The organism is Saccharothrix sp. AJ9571, from assembly GCF_021725495.1.
In the GTDB taxonomy this organism is placed as follows: domain Bacteria; phylum Actinomycetota; class Actinomycetes; order Mycobacteriales; family Pseudonocardiaceae; genus Amycolatopsis; species Amycolatopsis magusensis.
The window spans coordinates 1,990,664-2,003,631 of record NZ_CP091382.1; the positions used below are offsets into that span (position 1 = coordinate 1,990,664).

General features: G+C 70.2%; 13 protein-coding genes. 2 read left to right on the top strand and 11 right to left on the bottom strand.

The features are described 5' to 3' along the window. Positions 1–16: 16 nt before the first annotated feature. The 3 genes from L3Q67_RS08470 to L3Q67_RS08480 all read right to left on the bottom strand — a co-directional run bounded on the left by L3Q67_RS08470 (position 17) and on the right by L3Q67_RS08480 (position 2,897). Positions 17–706 carry a response regulator gene (locus L3Q67_RS08470; RefSeq protein WP_209663830.1) on the bottom strand — a complete coding sequence of 230 codons (690 nt, stop codon included), beginning with the start codon at positions 704–706 and terminating at the stop codon, positions 17–19. Then, the gene (locus tag L3Q67_RS08475; RefSeq protein WP_499188992.1) at positions 703–1,935 is read right to left on the bottom strand and encodes a sensor histidine kinase; all 1,233 of its coding nucleotides are present in this window, start codon (positions 1,933–1,935) and stop codon (positions 703–705) included. Before L3Q67_RS08475 ends, L3Q67_RS08470 begins: the two co-directional genes overlap by 4 nt. Before the next feature lie 107 nt (positions 1,936–2,042). Further along, positions 2,043–2,897: an aldo-keto reductase family protein gene (locus L3Q67_RS08480; protein WP_499188993.1), complete on the bottom strand. Its 855-nt coding sequence runs from the start codon at positions 2,895–2,897 to the stop codon at positions 2,043–2,045. Between the two features lie 67 nt (positions 2,898–2,964). Between L3Q67_RS08480 and L3Q67_RS08485 the strand changes: the two genes are divergently transcribed. Beyond that, positions 2,965–3,591, top strand: a complete 627-nt coding sequence (locus L3Q67_RS08485; RefSeq protein WP_499188994.1) for a helix-turn-helix domain-containing protein — start codon at positions 2,965–2,967, stop codon at positions 3,589–3,591. Positions 3,592–3,606: 15 nt separating this feature from the next. Here L3Q67_RS08485 and L3Q67_RS08490 read toward each other — a convergent pair whose 3' ends face one another. From L3Q67_RS08490 to L3Q67_RS08525, 8 genes are all read right to left on the bottom strand, one after another. Further along, entirely contained in the window at positions 3,607–4,521 is a 915-nt protein-coding gene (locus tag L3Q67_RS08490) for a GNAT family N-acetyltransferase (RefSeq protein ID WP_499188995.1), read from the bottom strand. A gap of 181 nt (positions 4,522–4,702) precedes the next feature. Beyond that, positions 4,703–5,446: a 2,3-diphosphoglycerate-dependent phosphoglycerate mutase gene (locus L3Q67_RS08495; protein WP_499188996.1), complete on the bottom strand. Its 744-nt coding sequence runs from the start codon at positions 5,444–5,446 to the stop codon at positions 4,703–4,705. A 961-nt stretch (positions 5,447–6,407) separates the two neighbouring features. Beyond that, positions 6,408–7,352, bottom strand: coding sequence for a DUF4349 domain-containing protein (locus L3Q67_RS08500; protein WP_499188997.1), 945 nt, complete (start codon positions 7,350–7,352; stop codon positions 6,408–6,410). Positions 7,353–7,407: 55 nt separating this feature from the next. Beyond that, positions 7,408–7,920, bottom strand: a complete 513-nt coding sequence (locus L3Q67_RS08505; protein ID WP_499188998.1) for a type III secretion system chaperone family protein — start codon at positions 7,918–7,920, stop codon at positions 7,408–7,410. Beyond that, on the bottom strand, positions 7,917–9,212 hold the full coding sequence (mshA, locus tag L3Q67_RS08510) for a D-inositol-3-phosphate glycosyltransferase (protein WP_499188999.1): 1,296 nt from the start codon (positions 9,210–9,212) through the stop codon (positions 7,917–7,919). The genes L3Q67_RS08505 and mshA overlap by 4 nt, the downstream gene beginning before the upstream one ends. A 29-nt stretch (positions 9,213–9,241) precedes the next feature. Next, the gene (locus L3Q67_RS08515) at positions 9,242–10,072 is read right to left on the bottom strand and encodes an alpha/beta fold hydrolase (RefSeq protein WP_499189000.1); all 831 of its coding nucleotides are present in this window, start codon (positions 10,070–10,072) and stop codon (positions 9,242–9,244) included. A gap of 9 nt (positions 10,073–10,081) precedes the next feature. Then, positions 10,082–11,257, bottom strand: coding sequence for a L,D-transpeptidase (locus L3Q67_RS08520; RefSeq protein ID WP_499189001.1), 1,176 nt, complete (start codon positions 11,255–11,257; stop codon positions 10,082–10,084). Between the two features lie 99 nt (positions 11,258–11,356). Then, positions 11,357–12,430, bottom strand: coding sequence for a UDP-N-acetylmuramate dehydrogenase (locus tag L3Q67_RS08525; protein WP_499189002.1), 1,074 nt, complete (start codon positions 12,428–12,430; stop codon positions 11,357–11,359). A 25-nt stretch (positions 12,431–12,455) separates the two neighbouring features. Here L3Q67_RS08525 and L3Q67_RS08530 point away from each other — a divergent pair, with 25 nt between their 5' ends. After that, positions 12,456–12,953, top strand: a complete 498-nt coding sequence (locus L3Q67_RS08530; protein ID WP_499189003.1) for a DUF2505 domain-containing protein — start codon at positions 12,456–12,458, stop codon at positions 12,951–12,953. Positions 12,954–12,968: the final 15 nt, after the last annotated feature.

Below are 12,968 nucleotides of genomic sequence, written 5' to 3' on the forward strand. Positions count from 1 at the left end.
CGAGATTAAACCGAGATCATGACTCGAACTTGTACCCCAGGCCACGCACGGTGACCAGGTGCCGCGGCGAGCCCGGGTCCGGTTCGATCTTCGACCGCAGCCGTTTGACGTGCACGTCCAGCGTCTTCGTGTCGCCGACGTAGTCCGCGCCCCACACCCGGTCGATCAGCTGCCCGCGGGTGAGCACCCGGCCCACGTTGCGCAGCAGGTACTCGAGCAGGTCGAACTCCTTGAGCGGCAGCGAGACGTCCACGCCGTCGACGGTCACCACGTGCCGCTCGACGTCCATCCGCACCGGACCGGCGGCCAGCACCAGCGGCGCGAGCTCACCCTCGGCACCCGGCTCACCACCGCGCCGGAGCACCGCGCGCACGCGGGCGATCAGCTCGCGGGCCGAGTACGGCTTGGTCACGTAGTCGTCGGCGCCGAGTTCCAGGCCGACCACCTTGTCGATCTCGCTGTCGCGCGCGGTCACCATGATCACCGGCACGCCGGAGCGCTGGCGGAGCTGCTTGCACACGTCCGTGCCGCTCATGCCCGGCAGCATCAGGTCGAGCAGCACGATGTCGGCGCCGTTGCGGTCGAACTCCTCCAGCGCCTGCTGGCCGGTCGTGGCCACCGCGGCGGTGAAGCCCTCCTTGCGCAGCAGGAAGGCCAGTGGGTCGGCGAACGACTCCTCGTCCTCGACGATCAGCACCCTGGTCACAACTGTCCTCCATGATCGGTGACGTCCTGGGCACCCACGAGGCGGGGAGTCCGCTCGGGGGGAATTTCGGCGCGGGTGGGCGCGGATTGCTTGCCGGCGGCCGGTCGGCCGTTGTCCGGCGTGTGCGCGGGTATGCGCAGCGTGAAGGTGGAGCCGGTTCCCGGGCTGCTCCACAGGCGCACGTCCCCGCCGTGGTTGGCGGCGACGTGCTTGACGATGGCGAGGCCGAGGCCGGTCCCGCCGGTGGCCCGCGAGCGGGCCTTGTCGGCGCGGTAGAAGCGCTCGAACACCCGCTGCTGGTCCGCCTCGTCGATACCGATGCCGCGGTCGGTCACGGCGATCTCGACCGCGCCGTCGACCAGCCTGCGGCTGACCGAGACCGGGCTGCCCGGCGAGGAGTAGTGGATGGCGTTCTCCAGCAGGTTGGACAACGCGGTGACCAGCAGCGTGCGGTCGCCCTCGATGAGCAGGCCGCTGGGCTGGTCGGTGGTCACCTGGATCTCGGCGGACTCGGCCGAGAGCCGGACCCGGCCGAGCGCCTCCCGCACCACCGCGTCCACCTCGACCACGTTGAGGTCGGGCAGCCGCTCGGCCCCCTGCAGCCGCGAGAGCGCGATCAGCTCGGTGACCAGCTGCCCCAGCCGCGTCGACTCGCGCAGGATCTTGCCGCCGAAGCGGCGGACCTCCTCGGTGTCCTCCGCGGCGTCGAGCACGGCCTCGGTGAGCAGCGCGATCGCGCCCACCGGGGTCTTCAGCTCGTGGCTGACGTTGGCCACGAAGTCACGGCGGGTGGCTTCGAGGCGGACCGCGTCGGAGTGGTCCACCGCCTCGACCACGGTGAAGCCGTCGCCGAGCGGGCGCACCTCGCCCAGCACGGCTTCCGGCTGGCGGCCGCGGGTCTCCACCGGCGACAGGTCGATTTCGAGCGCTTCGTCGGTTTCGACCACCTGCTCGGCGGCGGTGCGCGCCCGGACGTCGGCCCGGTTGTCCCGGACCAGGCCGAGCTCCTCGGCGCGCGGGTTGTGCAGCACCCGGTCGCCGAACCGGTTGAGCACCACCACGCCGTTGTTCGACGAGTGGATCAGCCGGGACAGCAGTTCGGCGACGGTGGGGCCGGGCGGCCGCCGGCGCACGGTCCGCCGGCGGCGCAGCGAGGCCGCGAGGAATCCGGCGACCGCGCCGGCCACCAATGCACCGACGGCCAGAACGAGTGAAGCGGGCACGGTCACGGGAGGATCGTAGGCAGATAGGTGGCCGTTCGGCCTAGTGCTGGATGCCTCGTCGTGACGCCCGTGACACCTTTGCGCGGTTTGTTCGCGCGTGCTTCAGTGCGCGTTCACACTTTCGTAGCCGAATTCAGCCGGTCGAGTTCCTCCTTTCCGAGTTCGACCGACGCCGCGGCGACGTTTTCCGCGAGATGGGTGACGCTGCCGGTGCCCGGAATGGCGAGCACGTTGGGTGCCCGGTGCAGGGTCCACGCGAGCAGTACCTGAGCCTCGGTGAGGCCGTGCGCGGCGGCGATCCCGGCCACCACGCCGTCCGGAGCTCCGCTCTGCACCGAGAAGAACGGCACGAAGGCGATCCCCTGCTCGGTGCAGCGCTCCAGCAGCGCGTCGTCGTCCCGTTTGGACAGTCCGTACCAGTTCTGCACGGCGGTCACCGGCGCGATGGCGGTCGCCTCGGCCAGGTGTTCCTCGCCGACGTTGGAAATGCCGAGGTGCCGGATCAGGCCCTGCTCACGCAGATCCGCGAGCACGCCGAACCGCTCGGCCAGCGAACCGGCACCGCGGTCGAGCGAATTGCCGATCCGCAGGTACACCAGGTCGAGGTGGTCGCGGCCGAGTTCGCGCAGGTTCTGCTCGACCTGCGCGCGGAGCTGGTCCGGCCGGGCTTCCGGCTGGTGCTCGCCCGCGGCGTTCCGGCTCGGGCCGACCTTGGTGGCGATCACCAGGTCTTCGCGGTAGGGCCGGAGCGCCCGGTTGATCAGTTCGTTCGCCGAGACGGCGCCGTGGAAGTAGAAGGCGGCCGTGTCGATGTGGTCGACGCCGAGTTCGACGGCCTTGCGCAGCACCGCCACGCCCTGCTCGGGGTCGCGTTCGGCGCCGTCGGGGCCGAGTGCCAGCCGCATCGCGCCGAAGCCGAGGCGGTGCACCGTCTTGTCGCCGAGCGTCCAGAGGGGAGAGATCGTCATGGGTTCCAGCCTGCGCGGGCGGAGATCGCCGCTCCACCTTCGGCAACTTGCTGCCAGAATCGACGGGATGAGCACCGTGGTCCGGGGTGAGGAAGAGCTGTTCGCGCGCACCGCGCACCTGTTCGAGAGCGCGGCCGAGGTCGCCTGCGCCGCCGCCGATCTGAACACCTTCGCCGCGTCGCACCGGGGCAGGCAGCCCACCGGCGACCACCGGGCGAAGCGGGTCCGCAAGATCTACCGGCCCGCGCTGCTGCTGGACCGCGCCGCCGCCGGGCACCTCGGCGAGCTGGTGCGGCTCGGCGCCGAAGTCCGGATCAGCGCCGACGAGATCAACGAGACGATCATCCTGGACCGGCGGGTGGTGATCCTGGCCGGTGACCGGACCGCGGGCCCGCGCGGCTACAGCGTGCTGACCGGCGAGGAGGCCGTGCAGGGTGTGGTGTCGCTGTTCGAAGCGGCCTGGCGCGGGGCCACCGAACTGGCCGTCTACGACGCGAGCGTGGCCGAGATCCGCACGCTGGCGCCGCGCATCCTCGACATGCTCGCCTCCGGCTGCAAGGACGAGACCGCGGCCCGCTCGCTCGGGCTCGGCCTGCGGACCTACCGCCGCCGGGTGGCCGAACTGATGACCGCGCTGGGGGCCACCTCCCGCTTCCAGGCGGGGGTCAGAGCAGGCGAGCTGGGCCTGCTCTGACGCCTCGCCGGGCAGCTACGCGGGCCACTCCAGCACGGCTCGTTCCTGGGTCACCGGATAACCGGCACGCTCGAACGCCGCCGCCATCGCCTTGTTGCCGACGTCGGTGGCCGCCACCACGCGGGTTTCACCGGCCTCCACCAGCAGGTGCGTGCACTCCACCAGCAGGTCGTAGCCGTAGCCGTGCCCGCGGTGCTCGGGCACCACGCCGATGATGCCGACCACCGCGCCGCCGTAGTTGCGACCCGGGACGGTGATGCCGACCAGGTCGCCCTCGGGCGTGTAGGCCAGCCGCCACCACTCGCGCGGGGACGGCATCCAGTGCAGGAACTCCATCTCCTCGTCGGCGGCCTGCTTGAGCCCGCCTTGGGCGATGGCACGCCGCGCGTGGGCGTCGAGCGTGCCCTCCTGGATACGCACGAAGGCGGCGTGGAAGACCTCGTCGTCCGGCTCGGGCCGGTACTCCAGGCGGCCAGGGCGCTCGGGCAGGCCGTCCTCGAGGGTCCAGGTGTAGCGGAACCGGTCGACCAGCGGCCGCATGCCCGCCGCCACCGCGGCATCGATGCGGTCCTGCCGGGCAGCCACGACCTCAGGCCGCTCCCGCCAGTCCGCGGGCAGCGCCAGTTCGTACTCGGCTTTGTGGAAACCGGGTGCGCGCAGCAGCTCGACGGCCGCTTCCCGGTCGGTGAAGTCGAACCAGTCCAGCGCGACGGGCTCGGTGTCTTCGGGACCACCCCACCACGCGGCGCGGGCGACCACCTCGCCGTCGCGCAGGGCGACCCAGGTCCACTCGGGGCGGTACTCACCCTTGGCCCACATCTCGGCGAACTTCCGGCCGAAGACGCCGAAGCCGACCAGCTGCGGAACGTCCAGGGTGTCGAACAGGGAACCTTCGCCCGCGTGGAGCGGGCGGATGACCGGATCGGTCAAGTGCTTGGCCTTTCAGGAGCGGTGCGGGACCCGCTCCCGGTCAGCCTTCGGCAAGCTGACGACGCCCGGTGGCGGCAGGAGCGGTGAATCGAGTCGGACCCATCGCTCTCACCTCTTCCTCGTCCCAGCGGGCGTCACGGACACCGTATCCCGATGTCCGTGACGCGCGTCAAGCCATTTGTCAGCGGCCCTGGTTCGCGACCGCGGCCGCGGCCTTCTTGGCGGCTTCCGGATCGAGGTAGGTGCCACCGGCGGTGATCGGCTTCAGGTCCTCGGTCAGGTCGTAGCGCAGCGGGATGCCGGTGGGGATGTTCAACCCGGCGATGTCGGTGTCGGAGATGCCGTCGAGGTGCTTCACCAGCGCCCGCAGCGAGTTGCCGTGCGCGGCGACCAGCACGGTCTGGCCGGCGCGCAGGTCCGGCACGATGTCGGACTCCCAGTACGGGATGAACCGGTCGACCACGTCCTTGAGGCATTCGGTCAGCGGCGCGTCGATGCCCGTGTACCGCGCGTCACCGGCCTGGCTGAACTCGTCGCCGGGGTCGATCTCAGGCGGCGGGGTGTCGTACGAGCGGCGCCAGAGCATGAACTGCTCCTCGCCGAACTGCTCGAGCGTCTGCTTCTTGTTCTTGCCCTGCAGCGCGCCGTAGTGCCGCTCGTTGAGGCGCCAGTCCCGGCGGACCGGGATCCAGTGCCGGTCGGCGGCGTCGAGCGCGAGGTTCGCGGTCGAGATCGCGCGGCGGAGCAGCGAGGTGTGCACCACGTCGGGCAGCAGGCCCGACTCGGCGAGCAGCTCACCGCCGCGCTTCGCCTCCGCGGCGCCCTGCTCGGACAGCGGCACGTCCACCCAGCCGGTGAACAGGTTTTCCGCATTCCACGTGCTCTGCCCGTGTCGGAGGAGCACCAAGGTCCCTAGATCGGCCATGGTGGTCAGCCTGCCAGCCGGGGACGGGGCGGTCACCCCCGGGTACGGGCTGAACAGGGTTCTACCCACAGTGCGTTACCGCCGGGTAGACCTATCCCCCGAATGCTGGGAATGACACGCAGGTCCGCATTGGGTTGCCCGCTGAACTGCGTTGAGTTAGCCCAGTGGAAGAATTTCACTCGAATGGAGTAGCCAGTAGTCTTGTGATTACAGACCTGCTTCTGCCAAGTTGGCTATCGACTCGCTCGGCTGGTTTCCACGCACTCCCCGGCCTGAGCGAGCGAGGACGCAGCTCGTCTCCCCCCTGCCGAGCTGCGGCCCGCCGGCCCCGTTGGCACCCCCCTCGTCACCGGGTCCACTAGCGGCGGGAACGTTATGCGGGGCGGCTCGAGTTCGCGACTCCCCCCTCCCTCGAGCCGTCCCGCCGTTCCGCGGCGGTGTTCGCGGCTTCGCCGCTTCCCGCCGCGGCGGGACGGCGTGTTGGTAGCGGGGGGCCGAGCCCCCCGGACCCCCACGGTGCGAGCTCCTCACCCTGGCGAGCGCTGGCCGCTTTTCGCCTGAACCAGCCCCCGGAGGTTCGCCGCGCTTCGCTGCGAACGTGGTGCTCACCCCCTGAACGTGACCTTCAACTTCCGAACGTGTCCGTCAGCTGCTGAACGTGGAGTTCAGCTGCCTGAACGTGAGGTTCGGGTGCCTGAACGTGGAACTCGGCTTCCTGAGTGTGGAACTCGGGTGCGTGAGTGTGGGGTTCGCCCGTCGGGCCTGCATCCGGGCGAGTCCCACGTTCAGGAAGCCGAACCCCGCACTCCAGCAGCCGAACCCCACGTTCAGGAAGCCGAGTTCCACACTCGCGGCCACCCCACTGTCACAAATGTGGCTTTCGGGGCGGATAACGCCCCCAAAGCCACATTCGTGACACCCCAGCCCATCCGCCGCCCGGGCACAAAAACCGGGGTGGTCCCTACGAACTTTCGGGGGGTACAACCGGAGTCCGGCGCCGCAGGTAATACCGAATGGCGAAGTACAGAGGCACCCCGAACAGAACAGCGAAGGGCAAAACCGCACCGACGACCGTCAGCAAACCCGCGCCGAAGTCCAGGAAGGCGTCCCAGCCGCCGGCCAGGCCGCCGACGAAGCCCCGGTCCTCCTCGACCGTCGCCGGGCCCACGGCCACGGTGCTGACGTTCAGTGAAATGGTCGCCATCGCCACGCTCCCCGCCAGTGCTTTCTGCCGTCCCTGCAAGGACTCCAGCTCCGCTTCCCGCGAAGTCAGTTCCCGTTCGACCGAGGTGATCTCGCTGATCGAGCTCGCCTGCCCGAGCAGCCCCCGCACCCGGTCCACGCTCGCGCGCTGCGTGGTCAGCCGCGACTCGACGTCCACCACTTCTTCGGTGACGTCCTTCGTCTGCAGTTCGCGTCGCAGCAACTTCTCGCCGGTGCCCGAAATTTCGGCCAGCACCTGGTCCAGCTTCTCCGCGGGCACCACGATGCTCAGCGAAGCCTGCTTGTCGTCCGTGCGTTCCTGCCCGGTGTACCCGCCCGCGGTGAGCGCGATCTGGGTGGCTTTTTGCACGGTCGCGCCGACATCACCCGAGCTGATCGACAGCGTGGCCGAGCGCGCGAGTTTCCGGTCGGTGATCGCCAGTGCTTGCCCGGGCTGAACCGGAGCCGGGGCCGAATCGCCCGACTGCGGCTTGGAGGCACCCTTGTCGGACGAGGCACCCTTGTCCGACGAGGTGCCTTTTTCCGACGCGGCATTCGGTGCCGCCACACCCGGCGTGGCCATTTCCGGCGGTGCCATTTCCGGCGCCGCCGCGCCCGTCGACGCCTTGTCCTGGCCGGTGCACCCGCCCAGCACCATGGCCCCCAGTACGAGCGCCGTCACCGCCCAACGTCTCTGTCCCATGCGCTTCATGGGCGGGTAGACGGAACGCGGGGTCAGGACAGTTGCACGCCGGGTATCACGAATCCATCACCGGTCCCGCGGCCGCCGACTCCGGCTCCATCAGGTGCTTGAACGCCTGAAGGTTCGCCAGCGACTCACCCCGCGAGACCCGCCAGTCCCATTCCCGCTTGATCGAGGTGGCGAAGCCGATCTCCAGCAGCGTGTTGAAGTCGCCGTCGGCGGCTTCGAGCACCTGGCCGAGGATCTTGTCCAGCTCCGCCTCGGTGACCGCGCCCAGCGCCAGCCTGCCGACCAGGTAGATGTCCCCGATCGCGTCCACTGTGTAGTGCACCGAGTAGAGCTTCGCGTTGCGGCGCAACAGGTATCGGTAAACCTCTTCGTGTGCTTCGTCCGGTCGGCGGCAGACGAACGCCTCCACCGAGAACGCGTGCTCACCGGCGATCAGCCAGCAGTTGGTCTGCAGCTTCTTGGTTCCGGGCAGGGTGACGAAGTACCGCCCCTCACCCTTCTGCTCGTAGGACAAGCCCGCTGCGTCCAAAGTGGACTTGATCACGCTGTCCGCGGTCAAACCGCTACCTCCGTCCGGAACGCCCCGAAGGACACCGACGCCTCGGCGTAGGCGTCCAGCAACGCGTCGGTGGTGCGCCGCCAGGAAAAGCGGCGCGCGTGCTGCACGGCGTTCGCCGCCAGTTCTGCGTGCCACCCGGGTTCGAGCGCGACCGAAGCCAGCGCACCGGCCCAGTCCCGCGCGCGGTGCGTCGGCACCAGCAACCCGGACACCCCGTGCGCCACCGCCACCGGCAGCCCGCCGACCTCGGCGGCCACCACCGGCGTGCCGCAAGCCTGCGCTTCCACCGCCACCAACCCGAACGACTCGTTGTAACTGGGCACGGCTACCACGTCGGCCGCCCGGTAAACATCCACGAGCGCCGCACCGGGCTGCGGCGGCAGGAACCGCGTCTGCCGTTCGATACCGAGGGTGACCGCCAGTTCCTTGAGCGCCTGCGGCTGGTCGAGCCCGCTGCCGGACGGCCCGCCGACGATCAGCACCACCAGCCGGTCGGCCAGCCCCGGGTCGCGCCGCAGCATGGCCGCGGCCGCGTGCAGCAGCACATCGGGCGCCTTGAGCGGCTGGATGCGCCCGGCGAAGGCCAGCACGACCGCGTCCCGCGGCAGGCCGAGCGCGGCGCGGGCGACGTGCTTCGACCCCGGGGTGAAGCGGTCCAGGTCAACGCCCGGCGAGACGGTGTGCACGGCCGTCGGCGACGCGCCGTACAGGCTGACCAGCTCACGGGCTTCGACCGCGGTGTTCGCCACCAGCCGGTCGGCCTCGGCGACGATCTGCTCCTCGCCGATCACGCGGGTGCGCGGCTCCGGGGTGTCCCCCTCGGCGAGCAGCGCGTTCTTCACCTTGGCCAGCGTGTGCGCGGTGTGCACCAGCGGCACGCCCCAGCGGTCGCGCGCGAGCCACCCGACCTGGCCGGACAGCCAGTAGTGCGAATGGATCACGTCGTAGTGGCCCGGGTCCTGGAAGGCCTCGGTGCGCAGCACGCCCGAGGTGAACGCGCACAGCTGCGCGGGCAGTTCGTCGCGCCCGAGCGGCTCGAACGGCCCGGCGGGCACGTGCCGCACCAGCACGCCCGGCGCCAGCTCGGCCACCGGCGGCTGGTCGGAGGAGGTGGCGCGGGTGAACACCTCGACGCTGATCCCGCGGCGGGCCATCTCGGTGGCGGTCTGGCTGATGTAGACGTTCATCCCGCCGGCGTCACCGGTACCCGGCTGCTCCAGCGGCGAGGTGTGCACCGACAGCACCGCAACCCGGCGTGGCCAGCGCGTGGCCCTGTGCAACGTGACCGTCACGTGGTCGCTCCTTGTTCACTCCGCGCAGCTCAGTGGGCGAGCCGTTCGCCGGCGAACTGGCTGAGCGCCGAGTTGAACTCCGCGGCGGCCTCGACGAACGGAAGGTGCCCTGTCCCTGGCATCCAACGCGTCCGGGCACCCGCAATCTTCCCCGCGGCGTATTCGGAGGCGGAAAGATCCACCACTTGGTCGTCCGTGCCGTGGATGACCAGCGCCGGGACGTCGAGCCCGGAGAGCACCACCGAGCTGTCCACGTCCCGGCGGAACAGCGCCGCGCGCACCGCGGGCGGCACCGAAAGGCTGGTGCCCAGCAGCGACTGCGTGAACGGGCCGTCGACCGGCCGAGCGGACATCCCCGAGCACAGGGCGGTGAGCGCGGGCACGGCTTCACCGGGGTCGTCGGACAGCGCGGCGGGCAGCGCGGCACGCATGGCCGGGCCGATCCGGCCGCCGGGCCGGTTCCGCCCGATCTCGGTGATCGCCCCGGTCAGCACCACGCCCGCGATGTTCGTGGTGCCGTGCACCCGCAGGTAGTCGGTGATCACCAGCCCGCCGTAGGACCAGCCGACCAGCACCACGGGCGCGCCGTTGCCGGCGAAGTCGAGCACCGCGGCGAGGTCCTCGGCCCAGGCACGCGGGTCGTCGTAGCCGAGTGCGGGCACGTCGGAACCGCCGTGGCCACGCAGGTCCACCGCGACCAGCCGGTAGCGGCGGGTCAGGTCCTGGTCGGCCAATTGCGCCGACCAGGCCAGCGACGACTGCGCCCAGCCGTGCACGAGAACGATGGCCGAGGCGTTCGCCGCACCCGCTACGCGCAGGCTGAGCCGCACACCCCCGGCACCGACGACTTCGGTGAGCAAGGAGGGTCCTTAGATTGCCGACTTGGACTGCCAAGTCTTCCAGTCGAGCAACCAGTCCATCACATCGGAGGTCGTCGGCATACTGGCCTGCGAGCCGGTGATCTCCACCGGGTCGCCGATCAGCGCCGAGTCGAAGTACGCCTTGGCGTCGGCTTCGAGCAGATTGATGCAGCCGTGCGAGGTGTTGGCCTTGCCGATGTTGGCGCGGTTCTCCTCGTTCTCGTGGATGTACTCGCCGTGGTTGGAGATGCGGCAGCACCACTTCTTCTTGAGGTTGGTGTAGCCGTAGCGCGCGTTGTCGAAGATCGAGGTGGGTTCCTTGGTCATCACGATCAGCGTGCCGTTCGGCGTGTTCAGGTTCGGGTCCGCGTCCTTGCCGTTGCTGCACGGGTAGCTCGCGTGCTCGGAGCCGTCGCGGTAGACCTTCATCACGTGGTCGGGGGTGTTCACCTTGACCACCTGGTTGCGGCCGATCTTGAACTTCGTGGTGACGTCGGCCTTGGCGTAGACGCCCTTGCCCAGGTCCACGCCGTAGAGCCGGGCGGCGACCTCGACCACGGTGCCGGCCGGCCAGTACTCCTTCGGCCGCCAGTTGACCTGCCGGTCGGACAACCACGCCCAGCCGCCTTCGACCTCCTTCGAGGTCTTCACCTCCAGCGCGGCCTGCGCGGCCTTGCGATCGCCGACCGCGGCCTCGAACTTCACGCTGATCGGCATGCCGACGCCGACCTCGGCGTCGTCACCCGGGTTGAGCGTGGCGCGGATCACCTTGGCTGGCTTGACCGTGTCGAACTTGCCCGCCAGCTCGACCGGCTTGCCGTCGCTGCCCGAAGCCTTCGCCGCGTAGGTGTAGGACTTGCCGTACCCGAGCTGCTCCGAACTGGTCCAGACCGTTTTTTCCGGGTTCAGCGCGCCTTCGAGCTCCTTGCCCTCCGGATTGGTCACCTTGACCTCGGTCAGTGTGCCGTCGGTCACCTTCACCGTGACCGGCTTCACCACCGGCGCGTCCTTGGCGTCCACCGCGGGTTCCGCGGTGAGCACGGCCTTGGGCGGCTCGGGTTGCTGCCCGTCACCGCCGGGATTGGTCCCGCCACCCTCGTCACCCGAGCAAGCGGCCAGCACGATGGGCGAAAACACCACCGGAGTCACCGCCGCCGCCCGCAGAACCGTCCGCCGTTCGAACACCGCACACCTCCATGTCCCCGGTCCTCCGGCCCCTGCTCCCGGAGAACCCACTCGTCCCCTAGACGCCGCCGGACCGGTCGCGGTTGCTTGCGGCCCAGCTCACAACCGGCAATTGATCAGCAGGGGTTCTGGGTGGAGTTCCACCCCGAAGCGCTTCTCAACCCCGTCGCGCACCTCGCGCGCCAGCGCCAGCAGTTCCGCCGTGGTGGCCGAGCCGCGGTTGGTCAGCGCGAGGGTGTGCTTGGTGGACAAGGAAACCCGGCCACCGGCACCGGGATGCCCCTTGCCGAACCCGGCCCGTTCGATCAACCACGCGGCGGACAGCTTCACCCCGTTGTCGGCCGGGTACTGCGGCACCTGCACGTCCGCGCCGACCACGCCGGCGATCCGCTCCAGCACCGCCGGGACGTTCGCCTCGGGCAGGATCGGGTTGGTGAAGAAGGAACCCGCGCTCCAGGTGTCGTGATCGTCCGGATCGAGCACCATGCCCTTCCCGCGGCGGAGTTCGAGCACCGCCTCGCGCACGGTGCCAGCCGGCACCCGCGCGCCGATGTCCACGCCGAGCTTCCTGGCCAGTTCCGCGTACCGGATGGGGCTGGACAGGCCGTCGCCGTGCAGGTCGACGTCGATCGAGAGCACCACGCCGTGGTCGGTGCCCTTGAGCACGCTGGTGCGGTAGCCCAGGCGCAGCTGCTCCTTGACCAGGGTCCGCACGTCGCGGGTGCGGCGGTCCAGCAGGCGGACCGAGCGCAGCAGGTCGCCGATCTCGAAGCCGTAGGCGCCGACGTTCTGGATCGGCGTGGCGCCGACGAGTCCGGGGATGCCGGACAGGCACTCCAACCCGCCGAGGCCGTTGCGCACGGTCCACTCGACGAACTCGTCCCAGTTCTCGCCCGCTTCGGCGGTGACGCGCACCACCGGTCCGTCCTGCCGGAGCGTGCGGCCCTTGGTGGTGATCTTGAGCACCCCGCCGTCGAAGCCCTCGTCGGCGACGACCAGGTTGGAGCCACCCCCGAGCAGCAGCAGCCGCTCGCCAGCGGCGTCCGCGACCCGCACCGCTTCGACCAGTTCGTCGCTGGTCGAGGCTTCGGCGAACCGGCGCGCCGGGCCACCGAGGCGCAGCGTGGTGTGCTCGCTCAGACCGGCTTGGGTGGGAGTTTCGAGAGTGCTCACGCCCCCGAACGGTACTGTCCCGCTCATGGCATCCCGTATCGAGCACCGCGCGGAGTTCGCGCAGAGCGTGGACGAGGTCTACGACGCGCAGTCGGCCGAAGAGGTCCTGCGCGCCCGCCTCGACCTGCTGGGCGGCAAGCACGCCGGGCTGCCTGAGCACACCGCCGACGAGCACCGGGCGGCGTACAAACTCGTCCAGGGCATCGGGGCGGACCAGCTGCCGCAGGCGGTCCGCACGATCCACAAGGGCGACCTGATCGTGCACCGCGAGCAGGTGTGGGAGCACACCGGCGACCGCTACACCGGCACCGCGAAGGCCACCGTCCAGGGCGTGCCGGGGGAGATCACCGCGCGCACCGAGCTGGTGCCGAACGGCACCGGTGCGACGTTGATCACCAGTGGCGAGGTGCGCGTCCGCATCCCGCTGGTCGGCGCCAAGCTGGAACAGGTGATCGCCGAGCAGGTGACCAAGCTGCTCGTGCGTGAAGCGGAGTTCACCGCTAAGTGGCTCGCCGACGGGTAATCCCTGGGGGGTCCA